This window comes from Microbacterium sp. (assembly GCF_046295495.1).
Taxonomy (GTDB): Bacteria; Actinomycetota; Actinomycetes; order Actinomycetales; family Microbacteriaceae; genus Microbacterium.
The window spans coordinates 13040-32549 of sequence record NZ_JBKBNC010000009.1; the positions used below are offsets into that span (position 1 = coordinate 13040).

The following is a 19510-nucleotide window of genomic DNA, read 5'->3' on the forward strand; positions in this document are numbered from 1 at the left end:
GTCAGCTCCTCACTCTCGGGTCGAGGGCTGCGTAGAGCACTTCGGACAGGGTCGACGACAGCAGCACGAGGACCGCGACGAAGAGGGTGGAGCCGGCGACGGCGTTGATGTCCTGCTGGGTGACGGCGTTCAGCTGGAACTGGCCCATCCCCCGCCACGAGAACACGATCTCGAGCATCGTGGAGCCGGCGATCAGGGTTCCGAAGCTGTAGGCGAAGAACGTCGACATCGGGATGAGCGCGATGCGCACGCCGTGGCGGAACAGCGCCCGGGTGCGGGGCAGGCCCTTGGCGCGGGCGGTGCGGATGTAGTCGGCGCCGAGCACGTCGAGCATCATGCTGCGCTGGTAGCGCGAGTACGACGCGGCGCTGATGAGCACGAGCGCGAGGGTCGGCAGGAGCAGGTGCACCGCGCGGTCGGCGACGACCGGCCAGAACCCCTCGATGCCCGCGGTGTACTCCCCCGTGAAGCGGATGATCTGCGTGCCGAGGGCGTTGTTGAAGCCCGTGGCCGCGATCATCAGCAGCACGCCGATGACGAAGGTCGGGGTCGCGAACACGAGGTACGAGGCGTAGGTCGTGACCTGGTCGCTCGCGCGGTACTGGCGCACCGCACCCCACACGCCGATGAGCACGCCCACGACGGCACCGATGAGCGAGCCGATGAGCAGCAGACGCAGGCTCGTCCCGGCGCGCGCGGCGATCTCCGTCACGACGTCCTGACCGCCGATGGTCGAGCCGAGCGAGAAGCGCGTGAAGAGGTTCACCAGCCAGTTCCACAGGCGCACGATGATCGGAACGTCGGGGTTGGCGCCGAGGGCGTTGAGACTCGCGATGATCGAGTCCTCGGGCGGGCGCGGGTTCATCCCGTAGAAGCGGTCCTGGGGGCGAAGCAGCGCGCTGCCCAGCACGTAGGCCAGACAGGTCGCCAGCAGGCTCAGGACGGCGTAGTTCAGGAACCGTCGCAGAACGTACAGCGTCATGACGAGCGCGAACCCATCCGGAACGTGTCGATGGTCTGCATGGTGGTGGTCCTCTCGCCGTCGAGATCCCCGCTTATTCGTTCGCCTGGCTAAGGATCTCCAGAGACCCTACGTCGGCTTCTTCGCGGAACGTGCGCCGGGGGAACACACTTTTCACGACCGTAACAAAGCCCTTACATGGCGGTTTGTCACGAGCGGTGGAGTCGAGCGCAGCACTGCGCTCAGCGGACACCGCCGGAAATGAACAAAGCGATAATAACCCAGGCGACCAGAACTACCAGGGAAATCACGGCGGGAATGTCCCAGAAACGACGCACGACCCCATCGGCGGCCGCGGAGCCGCGCGCGGATTCCCAGGCGTCCTGGATGATCTGCAGGTCGCGGATCGCCGGGGGCTCCCCGCGGCCGCGGTCGTCGTCGCGGCGCAGGGCGGGGCGGCCCGGGCGACCGGCCACCGGCCCCCCGAAGGCCTTGTATACGCGCGGTTCGTCGGTGCGCACCTCGAGCTGCCACCGCATGTCGATGTCGATCACCCGCGCCCAGGCGATCTCGCTGACACGCAGAGGATTGTGGATGCGGATGCCACGGGCGTCGATGCGCACGTGGGGCGCGAAGAGCAGGGCGTACACGCCCCAGAGGGCCAGCAGCACCCACGGCGCGATGAGGAGCATTTCCCCCACACCCGCACGGAGCGCGGCGTCCCCCAGCAGGACGAGCGCGAGCGCCGCCCCCAGGATCAGTCCGACGACGGACGACGGGGCGCGGAACACCCGTGGGTGCTCCGCGCCCCGGAAGCGCTCGTCGCGCGTCACGCGCCGCCCAGCGAGAGGGAGGCGCCGGGGATGGCGTCGAGCAGGCGCTGCGTGTACTCCTGCGACGGCTGCGCGAAGATCTCGTCGACCGTGCCCTGCTCGACGAGCTTGCCGCGCTCCATGACGCACACCAGGTCGGCGGCGACACGGACGACGGCGAGGTCGTGCGTGATGAACAGGTAGGTCAGGCCGAGCTCCGCCTGCAACTCCGCGAGGAGCTGCAGGATCTGCGCCTGCACGAGAACGTCGAGCGCCGAGACGGCCTCGTCGAGCACGAGGATGTCGGGCTTGAGCGCCAGAGCGCGCGCGATCGCGACGCGCTGGCGCTGACCGCCGGACAGCTCGTTGGGGTAGCGGGAGGCCAGTTCCTGCGGCAACGCGACCTGTTCGAGCAGCTCCTCCACCCGCGCGCGGCGCGAGGCGTTGTCGCCCACCTTGTGGATGTTCAGCGGCTCCGCGATCAGGTTGCCGATGCTGCGCAGCGGGTCGAGCGAGCCGTACGGGTCCTGGAAGACGGGCTGCATACGGCGGCGCAGGGCGAGGGTGTCCTTCCCCGACAGCTTGCCGGTGTTCACCCCGTCGACCTCGATCGACCCGGCGGTCGGCTCCTCGAGCTTGAGCACCATCTTGGCGATGGTGGACTTGCCCGAGCCCGACTCCCCCACGAGGGCGAGCGTCTTGCCGCGCGGGATCTCGAACGAGACCCCGTCGACGGCGCGGAACTGCTCGCTGCGGAACCCGCCCTGGCGGATCTTGTACTCCTTGACGAGGTCGGTGACCTTCACGGTCGCCGGAGCGTCGATGTCGGACTCGCGCAGGATGCCGCGGTCTTCGACCGTCGCCTGGATGCGCTGCGACGCGATGCTCGGCGCCGCCGCCACCAGACGCTGGGTGTAGGGGTGCTGCGGGTTCTCGAGGATCTCCCGGCTCGGTCCCGACTCGACGATCTCGCCCTGGTTCATCACGACGATGGTGTCGGCGCGCTCGGCGGCCAGACCCAGGTCGTGCGTGATGAGCAGCACCGAGGTGCCGCGCTCCCGGGTGAGGGATGCCATGTGGTCGAGGATCACGCGCTGCACGGTGACATCGAGGGCCGAGGTCGGCTCGTCGGCGATCAGCAGCTTCGGGTCGGCGGCGAGGCCGATGCCGATGAGGGCGCGCTGGCGCATGCCACCCGAGAACTGGTGCGGGTACTGGTGCAGTCGACGCTCGGCGTCGGCGAGACCCGCCTGCTTCAGCACCTCGATCGCGCGCTTCTCGACGTCCTTGCGGCCGCTGGCGATCCCGTTCGCGCGGATCGCCTCCTTGACCTGGAAGCCGATGCTCCACACGGGGTTGAGGTTGGACATCGGGTCCTGCGGGACATAGCCGATGTCTTTGCCGCGCACCGACTCGAACTGCCTCGGGGTGAGGTCGGTCAGCTCGCGCCCGTCGAGCGTGATGCTCCCCGCGGTCACGTGGCCGGTTCCGGGAAGCAGCCCGATGACCGCGGATGCCGTGGTGGACTTGCCCGAACCGGACTCTCCCACGATGGCCACGGTCTGGCCGGGGTACACGTCGAGGCTCACGCCGTGGAGCACCTGGCGGCTGCCCCCCTCGCCCTCGAAGGCGACCTTGAGGTCGCGCACGGACAGCAGAGGCGTCATGGTGGCGTCGCTCATCGGCGGGCCCTCGCTCTCGGGTCGATGGCGTCTCGGATGAGCTCGCCGAGCAGGATGAACGCCAGCACCGTCACGGTCAGCGCGATCGACGGCCAGATCAGCGCGGCCGGCGCCACGCGCAGCGACTGCTGCGCCTGGCTGATGTCGTTGCCCCACGACATGGTGTCGCCTCCCAGGCCGACACCCAGGAACGACAGCGTCGCCTCGGCCACGATGGCCGCCGCGAGGCTGATGGTCGTGACCACCAGCAGCGGAGCGATGGCGTTCGGGATGACGTGGGTCAGCAGCGTCTTGAAGCGCGTCTGTCCGAGCGCTTGCGACGCCGAGACGTAATCGGCCTGTCGCACGCGCAGGACCTCGGCGCGCACGACGCGCGCGGTGGAGGCCCACGCGAAGCCGCCGATGGCGACCGCCAGGGTCAGGACGTTGCGGTACTGCGAGAACACGCTCATGACGACGATCGCCGCCAGGATGTAGGGGATCGCGAAGAAGATGTCGCCGATGCGCGAGATCACCGCGTCGAGCCATCCGCCGTAGAAGCCCGACAGCGCGCCCATGATGAGGCCGACGATCGTGCCGATCGCCGTGGCGAGCAGACCCACCGACAGCGAGGTGCGCGCACCCCACACGATGCGCGAGAAGGTGTCGCATCCCTGGAACGTGAAGCCCAGGATGTGTCCCGGCTGCGGACCGCCGTTGCTGTTGGACAGCTGGCAGTCGTTGTTCGGGGGGACCTGCGTGAACAGGGTCGGGAACGCGGCCATGAGGATGACGATGGCCATGACGGCAAGCGCGATCCAGAACGTGGGCCGACGACGAAGGTCGCGCCACGCGTCGAGCCACAGGTTGCTCTTGCGGGCGGCGACGCGTACGGCGTCGACGGAGATGGTCTCGGTCTTGATGGGGGCGACGTAGTGCGGCGCCGGGAAACGATTACTTGACATAGCGGATCCTCGGGTCAAGGAGACCGTACAGAAGGTCGACGACGAGGTTGACCAGCACGTAGATGATGACGAAGACGGTCACGAACGACACGACCGTGGGGCCCTCGCCGCGGATGGTGGCCTGGTAGAGCGTGTTTCCGACACCGGGGATGTTGAAGATGCCCTCGGTGACGGTGGCGCCGACCAGCAGCACGCCGAAGTTCGTCGCGGAGTTGGTGATGACCGGGATGAGCGAGTTGCGCAGGACGTGCACGGGGATGACGCGGCGACGCGACAGACCCTTGCTGTACGCGGTGCGCACCCAGTCCTGGTTCAGCGTGTCGATGACCGAGCCTCGCATCAGGCGCATGCTGGTGGCGAACAGGCTGAAGCCCAGCACGATGGCCGGCAGCCACAGGTCGCCCCAGTCGTTCTGCGCTCCCACCGTGGGCCGGAACCAGCCGAGCTGGACGGCGAGGAAGTACTGCGCCAGGAAGCAGGCCACGAAGATCGGCAGGGCGACGAACAGCAACGCGATGATGAGCGCGACGTTGTCGAACAGCTTGCCCTTGCGGATGGCCGAGATGGTGCCGACGACGACCGCGAGCACGAGCTCGATCGACAGGGCCATCACGGCCAGACGGCCGGTCACGGGCAGGGTGCGGGCGAGGACCTCGTTGACGGATTGACCCGAGAAGGTCGTGCCGAGGTCGCCCTGGAAGATGCCACCGATGTACAGGAAGTACTGCACGATGAACGGCTGGTCGAGGTGGTACTGCGCGCGCAGGGCTTCGACGACCTGGGGCGCGGGGGTCTTGTCGCCGAAGAGCCCGAGGATCGGGTCTCCCGGCATGGCGAAGACCATGAAGTAGATCAGCAGCGTGGCCCCGAAGAACACGGGGAGCACCTGCAGCAGACGTCTGAGGATGTAGCCGAGCATCCGCTCTCTTTTCGAACGTGGGAAACGCCTCATCAGACGATTCGTGGGGGGCTGGCCCGGAAGGGCCCGTGCCGTTTTATCACACGTCGTGATGAGGCCTGGCTGGCAGACCGCGAGGCGGTGACGAATCCGTCACCGCCTCGCGGCCAGAGATCGGAAGGGTTACTTCGTGATCTCGTAGTACAGCGGAACCGAGTTCCAGCCGAACTGGACGTTGTTCACGCCGTCGGCGTAGCCGCCGGTCACGTTGGAGTACCAGAGCGGGATGGCGGGCAGGTCCTGGAGGAGGATCTCCTGGGCCTTCTGGAAGTCGGCGTTCTGCGCGTCGACCTCGGTCTCGGCGATGCCCGCGGCGAGGAGGCTGTCGAACTCGGGGTTCGAGTAGTCACCGTCGTTCGACGAGGCGTCGGTCGCGTAGAGCGGTCCGAGGAAGTTGTACAGACCGGGGTAGTCGGCCTGCCAACCGGTGCGGAAGGCGGTCTGGATGCTGCGGTCGGTGATGGCCGTGCGCGCTTCCTTGAACGTCGGGTACGGCGCGCCGGACGCGTCGATGCCGAGGGTGTTCTTGATCGAGTTGGTCACCGCGTCGACCCAGACCTGGTGTCCGCCGTCGGCGTTGTAGGCGATCTGGAAGGTGCCGGTCCACGGCGAGATGGCGTCGGCCTGGGCCCACAGCTCCTTCGCCTTGGCCTCGTCGTACTTCAGCACGTCGGCGCCGGCGAGCGAGTCGGACCAGCCGTCGATGACGGGCGAGGTGAAGTCGCTGGCCGGGGTGCGGGTGCCCTGGAAGATCGTCTCCGTGATCTCGTCGCGGTTGATGGCCATCGACAGCGCCTGACGACGCAGCGTGCCCTCTTCACCGCTGAAGTGCGCGAGGCGCTCCGGGATCGTGAACGACTGGAACACCGCCGCCGGCTGGTTGACCGCGCGGTCGCCCAGGTCCGACTCGAAGGTGGCCTGGGATGCCGACGGGATCGCGTCGATCACGTCGACGTTGCCGCCGAGGAGGTCAGCGTACGCGGCATCCTGCGTCGCGTAGAAGACGACCGTCAGGCCGCCGTTGGCGACCGTGCGACCACCCTGGTAGTCGTCGTTCTTGACGAGGTCGATCTGCACGTTGTGCTGCCACGCGCCGTCGCTGGCCAGCTTGTACGGACCGTTGCCGACCGGGTTCTCACCGAACGCGGCCATGTCGTCGAACGCGGAGTCCGGCAGCGGGAAGAACGCCGAGTATCCGAGGCGCAGCGCGAAGTCGGCGGCGGGCTTGGACAGGGCGATCGTGAAGGTGTAGTCGTCGACCTTCTGCAGACCGGTGAGCTCGGAGTCGGCTTCGTAGCTGAAGCCGACGATGTCCTCGAAGAAGTAGCTGTTGAGCTGGTTGTTCGACAGCAGCGCGCCGTAGTTCCAGGCCTTGATGAAGTTGTCGGCCTTGACCTCGGTGCCGTCCGTGAACTTCTGGCCCTTCTTCAGGGTCACGGTGAGGTTCTGCGCGTCGTTGGTGACGATGGACTCGGCCATGTCGTTCACCGGGGCGCCGTCGGCGTCGTAGTAGACCAGACCCGCGAAGATCGAGTCGAGGATCTTTCCGCCGCCGACCTCGTTGGTGTTGGTCGGGATCAGCGGGTTCTGCGGCTCCGAACCGTTGGTGCGGATGATGGACGACGCGTCGCCGCCCGATGCCGAGCCGCCGCCATTGTCTCCGTTGCCCGAGCAGCCGGCGAGCATAAGCCCGACAGCTCCCAGCAGCGCGAGACTGGAGAGGGCAATCTTGTTGCGCTTCACAGTTCCTCCAGGGAAGGGATGATCGTCGCCCGTGCAGGGTTTTCACGCAGCACAAGGCGCGGGGAAATCCGTTCGGGCAGGATGAGAACACACTAGGCACGTTTACCCAGGTGCCCCAAACTCCTCGGATAAACGTTACAGAGGATTTACTCGAGAGGCTCTAGATGTGGCAATCTGACAAGTTCCGCGGTTCCCGGGGCTCCGTCGACTGGACATACCCTCCGACTGTGGGGCGATCAGACCGGTATGGGCGCACTCGGCTGATCTGGGAGATCGTCCTGGTCCTCCTGATCAGCGTGGGGCAGTCGGCGATCTATTCCGTCGTCTCGTTCGTGCGCGCCGCCACGCGCGCACCCATCTCGCAGCAGCAGACGCAGCTGAACCCGTCTCGCAGCGCCGAACCGCTGTGGGATGCGGTCTATCAGTCCCTCGACATCTTCTTCAGCCTGACCCTGGTCGCTCTCGCCGTCTTCCTCCTGTGGGAACCGGCGAACAACGCCCTTCGCCGCATCGGCCTGGACTTCCGCCGCTTCGGCTCCGACGTCGTGCGCGGCCTGCTCCTCGTCGTGCTCATCGGGGCCCCGGGCATCGGCGTCTACGCCGTGGGCCGCGCGATCGGTCAGAGCATCACTGTGGTTCCCGCGCCCCTCGACTCGTCGTGGTGGGTGATCGCGCTGCTCATCCTCGCGGCCCTGCGCGCCGGGCTCACGGAAGAGGTCATCTTCCTCGGCTACCTCTTCGACCGCCTGCGCCGCTTGGGGTGGTCGTGGATGAGCATCATCCTCGCGACCGCCCTGCTACGCGGCAGCTACCACCTCTACCAGGGGTGGCCCTCGGCGCTCGGCAACGTCGTGATGGGTCTCGTCTTCGGCTGGTGCTACAAGCGCTGGGGTCGCGTCATGCCCCTGGTGGTCGCCCACACGGTCATCGACATCGTCGCTTTCGTGGGATACCCGCTGGCCGCCGCGTGGTGGCCGGGGATCTTCGCTCCTCCCGCCACCACATGACCCCGTAGCGCGAGCCCGCTCTCACCGCTGCGGCGGGGACCACGTCCAGAACGCGGGCGGCACTCCGTCGGGCTCCGAGGTGTAGGTGACTCCCCCGATGCCCTGCGCGGCGACGACGGCTCCCGTGCGTTCCAGCAGCGGCACCCCCGCGTACGCGGCGAAGAGCGAGCGATCGATCTCCCTCGCCTCCGACAGCACGTCGACCGGGTCGGTGTGCAGGGTGAGCTCGGCGAAGAGCTCCTCGGTGTCAGGACCGTCGACCCCCTCGGAGAGGCGGTCACGCGCCGACCGGTAGAGACTCTCGTCTTCTCCGACCCACGACAGCGTGGCATCCGCTTCTTCGGGCGTCGTGGCCAGGCGCACCGCGATACCCGCGCGCGCCCCCATCGAGACCAGACGCGGGAAGACCTGCGCCGACACCTCGTCGGTCGTGTCGTAGGCCAGGCGCAGCACCGCGGCGCGATCACCCAGCGCGCTACGGGCGGCGTCCACATCCGCGCCGGTGGAGGGGGCGCCGTTGCCCGCGACGAGGTCGGCGTACAACTGGCCCGTCGCGGGCGAGGAGAGGAACGATTGCAGCGGTTGTGCATCCGGTCGCACCGCGCCCAGCACCTCCTGCACCACCGACGAGCGGTCGATCGCCAGCGTCATGGCCTGGCGGACATCGGTCGCCGCGCCGTCGGCGAAACGCAGGTGCAAGGTCTGCGTGGTGGGACCGACCTGCACCTGGAAGCCGGCATCCGTCAGCGTCTTGCTCTCGGCCACGTCGAGGTCGCCCACGTTGGCGACGTCCACGACGCCGGCTTCGAGAGCCGAAAGCTGCGCGGAGCGGTCGGCGAAGAAACGGATCGTGAGCTCCTCGAGCCCCGGGAAGTGCGCGCCCTGATAGGAGTCTCGCCGTGCGAGCCGCAGGGTGTCGGCGGTGGCTTCGGCGACCGTCCACGGCCCCGAGGAGACGACCCCGGCCGGGTCGGGGATGGTCCCTGCCGCGACGTCGAACCCGGTGTTCCACGCCTGCGCCGCGGCCAGCAGCACGGGATTCGCTTCTCGTGGCGCCTCGGGGTCGCCCTCGGGGGCGGTGAGGATCGCGGTCAGCAGGTCTTTGACGCTCACGCCGGCTCGCTGCGCGACCACGTGGACGGGACGGTCGAGCAGCCACTGCCGGTTCCAGTCGGCGAACGGCTGGTCGTAGGTCAGGGTCAGCGTGTCGTCGGCGCGATCGAGGCTCGGTCGCGAGGTGCGCGCGTTCGGGTCGTCGGGCATCGCGGTGTCGAAGTACCGCGTTCCCGACACGACCCGTCCATCGGCGTCGTACGTGGCGTCGTCGAAGAAGTGCGACGACACGGCCCACCCGAACAAGAGGTCGTCGAGGGTGACGGGGGTTCCGTCCGACCACACCCGGTCGGGGAAGAGCTCGTAGCTGACTTTCAGCGGGTCGCCCTGCACCCGCGTGATGCGACCGAGGCCGTTGTTGGGCACCACCTGCAGGTCGCCGTCCAGCGAGCCGAGCTTCTCGTCGAGGAGGGCGGAGACGGCCCGGTTCGCCGGCGTGGCCCCCGCGGCGCTGGCCGCGTTGAAGCTCGTGAGCGAGCCCACCACCCCGAGGGTGAGGCCCGTGGGTTCCTGCGGCTCGGGCTCGGGCGCGGGCTCCGGTGCGGAGCATCCCGCGAGGACCACACCGGCCGCGACGAGCAGCGCCAGCAACCGCCCCGGGCCACGGCGTCGTCGAGTCGGTCGAGAAACGTCAATCAGCCCCTGGTGCACAGGGGGAACTGTACTAAACGCCTCCTGTGCGATCCCCCGGGCTCGCGCGCGCGAGCGGAGTCGGATGCCGCATCCGCCAGCTGTGCGCGGGCACGACGAGCCGCGGCGACCACTCCCCAGGAAAGCGTCGCCGCGGCTCGACGTCTCAGGCGAACGCCTCCGGCGGCGGGCAGGAGCACACGAGATTGCGATCGCCGTAGGCCTGGTCGATGCGGCGCACCGGGGGCCAGTACTTGCCGCGGATCAGCGAGCGCACCGGGTACACCGCGGTCTCACGGGAGTAGGGGTGGTCCCACTCCCCCACGACGACCGTCTCGGCCGTGTGCGGGGCGTTCACGAGCGGGTTGTCGTCGGCGGGCCACTCCCCCGCGGCGACGGCGAGCGCCTCGTGCTTGATCGCGATCATGGCATCCACGAACCGGTCGAGCTCGGCGAGGTCCTCGCTCTCGGTCGGCTCCACCATGAGGGTGCCGGCCACCGGGAACGACATCGTCGGCGCGTGGAAGCCGTAGTCGACCAGGCGCTTGGCGACGTCGTCGACCGTGACGCCGGTCTGCTCCTTGAGCGGGCGCAGGTCGAGGATGCACTCGTGGGCGACGAGTCCCCCCTCGCCGGCGTAGAGCACCGGGTAGTGCTCCCGAAGCCGCGTGGCGATGTAGTTGGCGGAAAGGACCGCGGCGGCGGTGGCCTGACGCAGGCCCTCCGCGCCCATCATGCGCACGTACGCCCACGAGATGGGGAGGATGCCGGCGGAGCCGTGCGGAGCGGCCGAGATCGGGCCGCCGTCGAACACGCCGCCCGCGTGGTCCGCGCGCTGCGAGAACGGATGCGAGGGCAGGAACGGCGCGAGGTGCGCCTTCGCCGCCACCGGGCCCACCCCCGGACCGCCGCCCCCGTGCGGGATAGCGAAGGTCTTGTGCAGGTTGAGGTGCGACACGTCGCCGCCCAGGTCGCCGAAGCGCGCGAAGCCGAGCAGGGCGTTGAGGTTGGCGCCGTCGACGTACACCTGCCCGCCGGCGTCGTGCACGGCCTGCGTGATCTCGAGCACGTCGTGCTCGTACACCCCGTGCGTGGAGGGGTACGTGATCATGAGGGCCGACAGCGCGTCGGCGTGCTGCGCGATCTTCGCCCGCAGGTCGCCGAGGTCGACGTTGCCCGCCTCGTCGCACGCGACGACGACGACCTTCATCCCCGCCAGGATCGCCGAGGCGGCATTGGTGCCGTGCGCCGACGAGGGGATGAGGCACACCGTGCGGCCGGTGTCGCCGTTGGCGAGGTGATATCCGCGGATCGCCAGCAGCCCCGCGAGCTCGCCCTGCGAGCCGGCGTTCGGCTGCAGCGAGACCGCGTCGTAACCGGTCACCTCGGCGAGCCACCGCTCGAGCTGCTCGATCATCTCGAGATAGCCCCGCACGTCGGCCTCGGGCGCGAAGGGGTGCACGCGCGAGAACTCCGGCCACGACACCGCCGCCATCTCGGTCGCGGCGTTGAGCTTCATCGTGCACGAGCCCAGCGGGATCATGCCGCGATCCAGCGCGTAGTCGCGATCGGCGAGGGTCTTGAGATACCGCATCATCGCCGTCTCGCTGCGGTGCGCGTGGAAGACGGGGTGCGTGAGGTACTCGTCGTCGCGGTGCAGCGCGGCGTCGACGCCGCCCAGCGCCTCGCCGGCGGGCAGGTCGTCGACGGTCAGACCGAACGCTTCGAGCACGGCGGTGACGTCGGCATCCGTCGTCGTCTCGTCGATCGAGACGCCCACGGTCGCGTCATCGACCCAGAGCAGCTGGTAGCCGCGCTCGCGGGCACGGTCGACGACGTCTTGGGCGCGCCCGGGGACGTGCACGCGCACGGTGTCGAAGAACGCGTCGGAGGCGAGGGTGAGATCGTACGAGCGCAGAGCGGATGCCAGCGCGTCGGCCGTTCGCGCCACCCGCGTCGCGATGGCGCGCAGGCCGTCGGGGCCGTGATAGACCGCGTACATCGCGGCCATGACGGCGAGGAGCACCTGGGCGGTGCAGATGTTCGAGGTCGCCTTCTCGCGGCGGATGTGCTGCTCGCGCGTCTGCAGCGACAGGCGGTAGGCGGGCGCGCCGACGGCATCCTGCGACACCCCGACGAGCCGACCGGGCAGCTGGCGCTCGAGGCCCGCACGCACGGCCATGTAGCCCGCGTGCGGTCCGCCGAAGCCGAGCGGAACGCCGAAGCGCTGGGTGGTGCCCACCGCCACATCGGCCCCCAGCGAGCCGGGCGAGCGCAGCAGGGTCAGCGCGAGCAGGTCGGCGGCGGCGACGACGAGACCACCGGCGGCGTGCACGGCCTCGGAGACGGCCGAGAAGTCCCAGATGCGGCCCGTCGCCCCGGGGTACTGCACGAACGCACCGAACGCCTCCGGCAGGTCGCCCCGATACGAGGTCTCTTCGATGCGGATGCCGACGGCGGCGGCGCGGTGGTGCAGCAGCGCCTTCGTCTGGGGCAGGGCGTCGACGTCGACGAGGAACACGTCGGTCTTCGCCTTCGATGCACGACGGGCGACGAGCATGCCCTCGACGACCGCGGTGGACTCGTCGAGCATCGACGCATTGGCCGTGGCCAGGCCCGTCAGGTCGGTGACCATCGTCTGGAAGTTGATGAGCGCCTCGAGCCGGCCCTGCGAGATCTCGGGCTGGTAGGGCGTGTACGCGGTGTACCAGGACGGGTTCTCGAGCACGTTGCGCGAGATCACCGAGGGCGTGAACGTGTCGTAGTAGCCCAGGCCGATCATGGGCCGCGCCGACCGGTTCGCGCTCGCGAGCTCGCGCAGCTCGGCCAGGGCCTCGGCCTCGGTCGCTGCCTCGGGGATGTCGCTCGTCGCGCGGGGCTTCACGTGGATGGATGCCGGGACGGCGGTCTCCACGAGGGCGTCGACGCTGTCGTAGCCGACGACCCCGAGCATGTGCGCCTCGGCGTCGGGACCGATGCCGATGTGGCGGTCGGTGAACGCGGCCGGCGAGCTCGCCTGCGTGCGAGGGGGCAGGAGGGTGCTCATGCGGTGAGGTCCTCGTAGGCGGCGCGGTCGAGGAGGTCGGCGGGCAGGTCTCCCTCGACCCGGATCTTGATCAGCCAGCCGCCTTCGAACGGCTCGGCGTTGACGAGCGAGGGGTCGTCCACCGCGGCGTCGTTCACCTCGACGACGGTGCCGCTGAGCGGCGCGTAGAGCTCGCCGACCGACTTCGTCGACTCGATCTCGCCGCAGACGTCGCCGGCCGAGACGGCCGAGTCGGCGGCGGGGAGTTCGACGAACACGACGTCACCGAGCTTGTCGGCGGCGAAGTCGGTGATACCGACCGTGGCGATCGTCGCCCCGTCGTGCTCGGCGAGGGCGATCCACTCGTGCTCGGAGGTGTAGCTGAGGGCGGTGAGGTCGGTCATGCGTTTCTCCGGTAGAAGGGGAGGGCGGTGACGGTCGCGGGAATGCGTGTTCCGCGCACGTCGATGGTCAGTTCGGTTCCGAGTGCGCTCGCCGCCGGTGCGACGAAGGCCATGGCCACGGGGTGGCCGAGGGTGGGGCTGAGGGCGCCGCTGGTGATCTCGCCGACGACGTCGTCGCCGTGCAGCACGGCGTATCCGGCGCGACCGGCACGACGGCCCTCCGAGACGAGCCCGACGAGCACGGGCGCGTCGACGGGGCTCGAGGCCAGACCGGCCTTGCCCACGAACGCCTCCTTGTCGGCGGCGACGACGCGACCGAGGCCGGCCTGGGCCGGCGCGATGTCGAGCGAGAGCTCGTGGCCGTACAGCGGCATCCCGGCCTCGAGGCGCAGGGTGTCACGCGCGGCGAGCCCGCAGGCGACGAGGCCCGCCGAGGCTCCCGCGGCGAGCGCGGCGTCCCAGAGGGCTCCCCCGAGCGCAGTGGGGACGAGGAGTTCGTAGCCGTCTTCACCGGTGTAGCCGGTGCGCGCGACGAAGAGCGGCGCCCCCTGGAACGTGCCGTCGGTCCAGGCGTAGTAGCCGAGCTCGTCGAGCGCGGTTCCGGTGACGGTGACTCCGGGGGTGGAGGTGAGGATGCCGCGGGCGGCGGGGCCCTGCAGGGCGATGAGCGCGTAGTCGTCGGTGACGTCGTCGACGATCAGGGTGGCGGGACCCTCGGGCGACCCGGCGTCCCACGCGTCCTGGGCGAGAGCGAAGGCCGCGGCCACGGCATCCCGGTTGCCCGCGTTCGAGATGACGAGGAAGCTCTGCTCGCCCGTGCGATAGACGATGACGTCGTCGACGATGCCGCCGGTCTCGGCGAGCACGAGCGAGTATTTGGCCTTGCCGATCTTCATGGTCGAGAGCCGGCCGGCCAGGACGTGGTCGAGGAAAGCGGCGGCCGCCGTGCCCTCGACACGGAATTCGGCCATGTGCGAGATGTCGAACAGGCCCGCAGCTTCGCGTACCGCGCGGTGCTCGGCGAGGTCGGACGTGTAGCGCACGGGCATGTTCCAGCCGCCGAAGTCGGTGAACGAGGCACCGAGGGCCTCGTGCCGATCGTGCAGCGGCGACGTGCGCGGTGGAGCGGGGGTTTCGGTCATGAGTTCTGCCGTTCGCGATGACGGACAGACGCCGGGCGGCGCCTGAGAACTCCCCCTCTGTCATGGGCCTGAGAGTTTCGCCCGTGCGGCCGCTCGGGGCGGGCGCGGGCTTTCACCGTCGGCGGACCCGGGACGAAACATCCGGGTCTCTTTCCAGAGTGGCCCGATCGACGCGGTACGCGTACCTGAGAGATTGGCGGGGAGGCTTGCTCCTTCGGTGCCCGGCTGCGTTCGCCGGAGCTCTCCCGCATCGATCATGGGGCCGGTGTGGACTTGTGGGGTCAGCCTAGCGGAGCCCGGCGCACGCCGCCGGTCGGTTCAGCCGTTGTCCTGCTTGCGGATTTCATCGGCGTCGCCGGGGACGCAGAGGGAGGTGCCGGCGATGTAGTAATCGCCGGGGGCAGTGATGAAAGACAGTCCGCGCACGGGGCCCCCGGTAGCGTAGACGGACGGGACCGGGCTCTCGGCGATTCGAACGTCCATACCGAGCGACCGCCAGTAGTCGGCTACTTTCTGCGCATCGGCATTGTGGTCGCCATCCGGCGGCGGGGCGCCGTACCCGTACGTCCAGTTCACACGCTCGCCGCGACGAGCGCCGCAGTTGCCCACTTCGGGCGCGCCGTCCCAGTTCCAACCCGTCACGTCCAGCACTTCGGCGGTCGCCTCTACTGTGGCGACGAGTGCGTCGCTCGCGTCGGTCGGACTCATGACATCCCCCTTTGACGAAGCACAGGCGACCGAAACCTGGCATACAGCCACGACGGCAATGAGGGCGACCGCCCGGCGGGATGCCCTTTCAATACGCGTACCCATGCTTTGTCCCCTCGATGACGGCTCTCTGAAACGGAGTTGGCGGTGGGTTGACGTACGCGGAGAGCCCGTCCCCATGTTTGGTCGTGGCAAGAGCCACATTGAGGAGTGACTCCGTCTCGAGGTCGAGATAGCCGGTGCCCTGGGGCGTCGAGACGCTGTGGTCGGTGACGGGACGCAACCCGTCGCCGCCGTCCACGCCGAACTCGTGCGCGCCAAACTGCGGGTCAGTTGGATCCACAGGGTGGGCGGCTGAAAGACGTCCCGTCCACGCCCACCCATCACCCCCGGCCGGGTCAATGACCAGGATGTCCTGGGCCTGGCCAGCGAACACCCCACCCGCGTGCAGGTCGGTCGCCTGGTCGATGGCAGGGGGCAGACCGGCAGACCCAAGCGTTACGAAAGCGTCGGCGTGGACTCCCTCACGGGTCAGAGCGAGCGACGCCGTGGTGGTTCCGTATGAGTGCGCCACGAGGTTCAGCTCGGCGGCCGGACGCACCGCGCTGACCGCCGCGAGCGCGTCCGAGAGCTTCGCGGCCCCCGCCTCGGCGAACGTGGTCTTCATCACCTCAAATCCCCCGCTCACTAGGGGGACCGGCGGTGTCCGATATCCAACCCACGAGACGACGGCGTGCGACCGACCACTGTCAACTCGATCCTGCATTGCCGCAATGTTTTGCGTAGCACGGGTCCAGTCGCCCATCTCCCGCGTCGTCGTCCCCATCCCCGGCACAGCGAAGGTGATGTCGTCCGCCGAGTCAAGGTCGCCGATGGAGATGGCCGCCAACGGTGGCGCGTCCGCGGTCAACGACATGAGGAATCGCGGAGCTTTGCCTTCGGGCGCCTCGAGTGACGCCTCGATGCTCTCCAACCCCGCCACCCGTGCCCGGGCACGCTCGAGACGCTCGGCGACGGTGGACGCGGTGGCATACCCCCCGACGAGTTCTCGATACGACGGGGTCTTCTCCGCCTCGGCGAGCGCGGCGCGCGCGTCGGCCAGCTGGGTGCGGAGCCACAGACGGTTGGCCCGGTCCCGGGCCGTGTAGGCGACACCGCCGAGGTTGCCGATCACCGCTGGCGCCGCACGGATGAGCGCCTGCTGTTGCGCTTCGTCGAGAGCAGCCCACCAGGGGGCGACCGCAGCCGGTTCGGCCTGGGCCAGAACGTCAGCGACAGCGGGCCTCGCGCGCAGAATGCCCCGGAGGCTGGGGCCGTCGGCGCCGGCGAGGGCGTCGAGGATGTGGGCGGCCGAGGCGCGGTCGGCGAGGAGGGCCACCCATTCCTCGGCTTGCAGGCCCGGAAGGGCTAGCGCTCGTCGAAGGGCCGCGGCCGCGGTCTGGGCCGCCGTGTCGAGCGCCCGGCGCGCGTCGGCGAGGATGGCACGGGCTTCGGCCCGCGGTTCGAGGCTGCGCAGCGGCTGTCGATCTGCGCCGGGAAACCCCGGCGTCGCCATCGCCGCGGTGGCGACGAGCGCCTCAGCTTCGTCCCACAAGTCGACGGCATCGCTGGCTCGCGCTCGCGCGGCTTCCAGCGCGGAGGCGAAGTCTTCCAGCGCGGCCTGCGCCATGCGGAACGCCGAGGCCATGGCATCCCACGGCGACGCCGCGGCGGCGACGCGCCGCTCGTAGGCATCGGCCGCTTCTCCGGACCATTCCGGCACCGTGCGCAGCTGACGCAGTCTCGCCCCAGACTCCTCCGCGTCGTCGGCGCGAGACCGCCAGAGGGCGACCGTGCGGTGCACGGCGACGAGATCCCCGGGAACCAGGCGGATCGGGTCGCGGGACTGTCCGAGTTCGGCGGTCACCGGATACTCCACTCGACGGCTGAACCGAGCGCACGAAGATCGTCGACGGCGCGGGATTCTCCGCTCTCGAAGAGGCGTGCAACATCGAGCAGACCCCTCGACAGCGTGTCGATATCGCGCTCCCGCTCGGATCGGCAATCGTTCATGCACCCGACGAACTCGGCCACCGCGAGCGAGAGATCGGGGTGGCCCGCGACGTTCAGGAGCGGAAGGGAGCTCAGGCCCGCGGAGACCTCTTTGACCTTCACCGCGGCTCGGCGCACCTCGGCAACGGAGATGGAGATGAGCGGCATGGCAGCGAGCGTAGGCACCGGCTTACCGGCCTTCGGTCACCCTGTGGACAACTTCACCCCCGCGGACTCGCGGCCTCGCGAACTCCGCCCGTCCAGCGGTCCGAACGCCCCGACAGCCCTCCTCGCCGCCCCACGCCCCGCGCGGACGCCGTCGCGCGCGTCAGCCTCGCGTGCAACTCCCGGATGCCACGGGCGCCGACAGCGCATCGATCTGCGCCATGACCGGCTCCAGTTCGGCCGGCGTCATGGCGTAGCCGACGTCGTCATCGGTGTCGGAGCGGGCGAACACGATGCCCGCGACCTCGCCGGCGGTCGTCAGCAACGGCCCACCCGAATTGCCGGGCCGCACGACGCCGGCGATCGCGTAGATGTCGCGGGGTGTGGAGGAGTCGTCGTAGATGTCGGGCACGGGCACGATGCCCTCCGACAGGATCTGCGCGCTGCCCGAAGTGAACGGCCCGCCGCCCGGGTAGCCCTGCACCACGGCCGACGATCCCACGGTGAGGGTCGGCACGATCGGCAGTGCCGTGGCATCCAGTCCGTCCACCGTCACGACGGCGATGTCGTCGACGGGATCGAAGTAGGTCACGCGACCCTCCCGGGCCGGCCGACCGGGGAGCTCGACGAGCGGGGTATCGACGCCCGCGACGACGTGGGCGTTGGTGACGACGCGGTCGTCAGCGACGACGAAGCCCGATCCGCTCGAGGTGATGCCGCACGCGTAGGCGGTTCCGGAGATGCGCGCGACCGACTGGGCGGCCTGCGTGAGCGCGGGATCGTCGAGGGCGATCTGGGGAGTGCTCGGCACGGGGCCGATCTGGATGAGCTCACCGAAGCGCGGGATCCCCTCGGCGAACACGGTTCCGCGCAGGTCGGCGAGCGCGCCGCGCGCGGGGGCGGGGGTGAGGTCGTCGATCGTCCGGATGACGGTGGAGGAGCCCAGGGCCGCCGACACGACGGGCAGACCCACCGGGGTGAGCGACCCCGCGACGAACGAGATGGTCAGAGCCGCGGCGGCGACGTTGACGACGCCGCCGAGCAGACGCTCCGGAACGCGGAGCTTGATGCGGTCGGCTCCGCGTCGGAAGAAACCACCGACGGCGCTGCCGAGACCGGAGCCGACGAGTAGCAGCAGGATGCCGGTGAAGATCATCGCGGGACCGCGCCAGGCCGGGGCGGTGACCCACTGGCCCACGAACGGCGTGGCCCAGTAGGCCGCGACCGCGCCGAGCGCGAGGCCGGCGAAGAAGCCGATGGTGGCGAGGAATCCCCGCGAAAGGCCCACGATGAGCGCGACCGCCAACAGGGCGATCAGGGCGATGTCGACGATCGGCATCCGCACCTCCTGAATCCTTCAGAAGGCTAGGGCGCACGTCTGGGAGAACGCTTTCGACGCGCTGATTGGACCTTCGGGTCACCTCGACACTAAGATCGTGTCGGAGATATGGTCACCATGACAAGAACCCCTCAACCCGAGCCGCGCGACGCCGATGTGCGCGTCGCGGTGTCGACCGTCATCTTCAGCGTCCGCCGCGACGCCGACGACGAACCGGTGCTGTCCCTGCCGTTGGTCCGGCGCACGCGCGATCCCTTCGACGGGCGGTGGGCGCTGCCGGGTGGATGGCTCGACGCGACCGAGGAACTCGATGTCGCGGCATCCCGCACACTCGCCGAGACGACCGGGCTCACCCCCAGCTATCTCGAGCAGCTCTACGCCTTCGGGGCCGTGGACCGCTCCCCCACGCGCGTCGTGTCGATCGTGTACTGGGCGCTGCTGCGCTCCGACGAGGTCGACGCCCAGGTCGCCGCCCACGCGCGAGAGGGCGACGCCCCCGAGAACGTGGAGTGGTTCGACGCCACCGACCTGCCGACCCTGGCGTTCGACCACAACGACATCGTCGAGTACACCCTGTGGCGCCTGCGCAACAAGGTCGGGTACAGCCGCATCGCGCACGGACTGCTCCCCGACGAGTTCACGCTCGCCGACCTGCGCGAGGTGAACGAGACCATCCTCGGCAAGCGCCTGGATCCGGCGAACTTCCGTCGCCAGGTCGACACCTCCGACACCCTCATCCCGACCGAGCGCTTCCGCACCGGAAGCCACCGCCCCGCCCGTCTGTACCGCTACAACCGCGATGTGGAGCTCGCCGACCGCGGCCCGCTCCCCTCCCGTCACTGATCG

At 69.4% G+C, this 19510-nt stretch carries 16 protein-coding genes and 1 riboswitch; of the genes, 2 read left to right on the forward strand and 14 right to left on the reverse strand.

All coding sequences use genetic code 11. From position 1 onward, the window contains the following. Position 1 precedes the first annotated feature (1 nt). From ACK4LS_RS05370 to ACK4LS_RS05395, 6 genes are all read right to left on the reverse strand, one after another. On the reverse strand, positions 2-982 hold the full coding sequence (locus tag ACK4LS_RS05370) for an ABC transporter permease (protein WP_409714286.1): 981 nt from the start codon (positions 980-982) through the stop codon (positions 2-4). Between the two features lie 221 nt (positions 983-1203). Next, entirely contained in the window at positions 1204-1752 is a 549-nt protein-coding gene (locus ACK4LS_RS05375) for a hypothetical protein (RefSeq protein WP_409714289.1), read from the reverse strand. 38 nt (positions 1753-1790) lie between these two features. Beyond that, positions 1791-3455, reverse strand: coding sequence for an ABC transporter ATP-binding protein (locus tag ACK4LS_RS05380; RefSeq protein ID WP_409714292.1), 1665 nt, complete (start codon positions 3453-3455; stop codon positions 1791-1793). Beyond that, on the reverse strand, positions 3452-4399 hold the full coding sequence (locus ACK4LS_RS05385) for an ABC transporter permease (RefSeq protein WP_409714296.1): 948 nt from the start codon (positions 4397-4399) through the stop codon (positions 3452-3454). Before ACK4LS_RS05385 ends, ACK4LS_RS05380 begins: the two co-directional genes overlap by 4 nt. Beyond that, positions 4389-5318 (reverse strand): ABC transporter permease, encoded by a 930-nt coding sequence (locus ACK4LS_RS05390; RefSeq protein WP_409714299.1) that lies wholly within the window; start codon positions 5316-5318, stop codon positions 4389-4391. The genes ACK4LS_RS05385 and ACK4LS_RS05390 overlap by 11 nt, the downstream gene beginning before the upstream one ends. Before the next feature lie 162 nt (positions 5319-5480). Then, the gene (locus tag ACK4LS_RS05395) at positions 5481-7100 is read right to left on the reverse strand and encodes an ABC transporter substrate-binding protein (RefSeq protein ID WP_409714302.1); all 1620 of its coding nucleotides are present in this window, start codon (positions 7098-7100) and stop codon (positions 5481-5483) included. A gap of 164 nt (positions 7101-7264) precedes the next feature. Between ACK4LS_RS05395 and ACK4LS_RS05400 the strand changes: the two genes are divergently transcribed. Beyond that, entirely contained in the window at positions 7265-8107 is an 843-nt protein-coding gene (locus tag ACK4LS_RS05400) for a CPBP family intramembrane glutamic endopeptidase (protein ID WP_409714305.1), read from the forward strand. Between the two features lie 21 nt (positions 8108-8128). Here the strand turns inward: ACK4LS_RS05400 and ACK4LS_RS05405 are convergent, their stop codons facing one another. From ACK4LS_RS05405 to ACK4LS_RS05440, 8 genes are all read right to left on the reverse strand, one after another. Continuing rightward, complete coding sequence (locus ACK4LS_RS05405) at positions 8129-9871, reverse strand: ABC transporter substrate-binding protein (protein WP_409714308.1); 1743 nt, start codon at positions 9869-9871, stop codon at positions 8129-8131. A gap of 145 nt (positions 9872-10016) precedes the next feature. Continuing rightward, positions 10017-12896: an aminomethyl-transferring glycine dehydrogenase gene (gene gcvP, locus ACK4LS_RS05410; protein WP_409714311.1), complete on the reverse strand. Its 2880-nt coding sequence runs from the start codon at positions 12894-12896 to the stop codon at positions 10017-10019. After that, positions 12893-13279, reverse strand: a complete 387-nt coding sequence (gene gcvH / locus ACK4LS_RS05415; protein ID WP_409714314.1) for a glycine cleavage system protein GcvH — start codon at positions 13277-13279, stop codon at positions 12893-12895. Before gcvH ends, gcvP begins: the two co-directional genes overlap by 4 nt. After that, positions 13276-14421 (reverse strand): glycine cleavage system aminomethyltransferase GcvT, encoded by a 1146-nt coding sequence (gene gcvT, locus ACK4LS_RS05420; RefSeq protein WP_409714317.1) that lies wholly within the window; start codon positions 14419-14421, stop codon positions 13276-13278. Before gcvT ends, gcvH begins: the two co-directional genes overlap by 4 nt. Before the next feature lie 163 nt (positions 14422-14584). Further along, a riboswitch (glycine riboswitch) is annotated at positions 14585-14679 on the reverse strand. A gap of 60 nt (positions 14680-14739) precedes the next feature. Then, positions 14740-15129, reverse strand: coding sequence for a hypothetical protein (locus ACK4LS_RS05425; RefSeq protein WP_409714320.1), 390 nt, complete (start codon positions 15127-15129; stop codon positions 14740-14742). Between the two features lie 88 nt (positions 15130-15217). Further along, complete coding sequence (locus ACK4LS_RS05430; RefSeq protein WP_409714323.1) at positions 15218-17035, reverse strand: alpha/beta hydrolase; 1818 nt, start codon at positions 17033-17035, stop codon at positions 15218-15220. Next, positions 17032-17328 (reverse strand): hypothetical protein, encoded by a 297-nt coding sequence (locus ACK4LS_RS05435; RefSeq protein WP_409714326.1) that lies wholly within the window; start codon positions 17326-17328, stop codon positions 17032-17034. The genes ACK4LS_RS05430 and ACK4LS_RS05435 overlap by 4 nt, the downstream gene beginning before the upstream one ends. Before the next feature lie 160 nt (positions 17329-17488). Continuing rightward, positions 17489-18664 (reverse strand): MarP family serine protease, encoded by a 1176-nt coding sequence (locus ACK4LS_RS05440; protein WP_409714330.1) that lies wholly within the window; start codon positions 18662-18664, stop codon positions 17489-17491. A 117-nt stretch (positions 18665-18781) separates the two neighbouring features. On the opposite strand from ACK4LS_RS05440, the gene ACK4LS_RS05445 reads away from it, so the two are divergent. Beyond that, complete coding sequence (locus ACK4LS_RS05445) at positions 18782-19507, forward strand: NUDIX hydrolase (RefSeq protein ID WP_409714333.1); 726 nt, start codon at positions 18782-18784, stop codon at positions 19505-19507. The last annotated feature ends 3 nt before the right edge of the window (positions 19508-19510 follow it).

What these genes read in the sequence shown, in the direction of transcription:
- ACK4LS_RS05370 (WP_409714286.1), bottom strand. Translation starts at nt 982, where the DNA reads ATGACGCTGTACGTTCTGCGACGGTTCCTGAACTACGCCGTCCTGAGC.
- ACK4LS_RS05380 (WP_409714292.1), bottom strand. Translation starts at nt 3,455, where the DNA reads ATGAGCGACGCCACCATGACGCCTCTGCTGTCCGTGCGCGACCTCAAG.
- ACK4LS_RS05385 (WP_409714296.1), bottom strand. Translation starts at nt 4,399, where the DNA reads ATGTCAAGTAATCGTTTCCCGGCGCCGCACTACGTCGCCCCCATCAAG.
- ACK4LS_RS05390 (WP_409714299.1), bottom strand. Translation starts at nt 5,318, where the DNA reads ATGCTCGGCTACATCCTCAGACGTCTGCTGCAGGTGCTCCCCGTGTTC.
- ACK4LS_RS05400 (WP_409714305.1), top strand. Translation starts at nt 7,265, where the DNA reads ATGTGGCAATCTGACAAGTTCCGCGGTTCCCGGGGCTCCGTCGACTGG.
- gcvP (WP_409714311.1), bottom strand. Translation starts at nt 12,896, where the DNA reads ATGAGCACCCTCCTGCCCCCTCGCACGCAGGCGAGCTCGCCGGCCGCG.
- gcvH (WP_409714314.1), bottom strand. Translation starts at nt 13,279, where the DNA reads ATGACCGACCTCACCGCCCTCAGCTACACCTCCGAGCACGAGTGGATC.
- gcvT (WP_409714317.1), bottom strand. Translation starts at nt 14,421, where the DNA reads ATGACCGAAACCCCCGCTCCACCGCGCACGTCGCCGCTGCACGATCGG.
- ACK4LS_RS05425 (WP_409714320.1), bottom strand. Translation starts at nt 15,129, where the DNA reads ATGAGTCCGACCGACGCGAGCGACGCACTCGTCGCCACAGTAGAGGCG.
- ACK4LS_RS05435 (WP_409714326.1), bottom strand. Translation starts at nt 17,328, where the DNA reads ATGCCGCTCATCTCCATCTCCGTTGCCGAGGTGCGCCGAGCCGCGGTG.
- ACK4LS_RS05440 (WP_409714330.1), bottom strand. Translation starts at nt 18,664, where the DNA reads ATGCCGATCGTCGACATCGCCCTGATCGCCCTGTTGGCGGTCGCGCTC.
- ACK4LS_RS05445 (WP_409714333.1), top strand. Translation starts at nt 18,782, where the DNA reads ATGACAAGAACCCCTCAACCCGAGCCGCGCGACGCCGATGTGCGCGTC.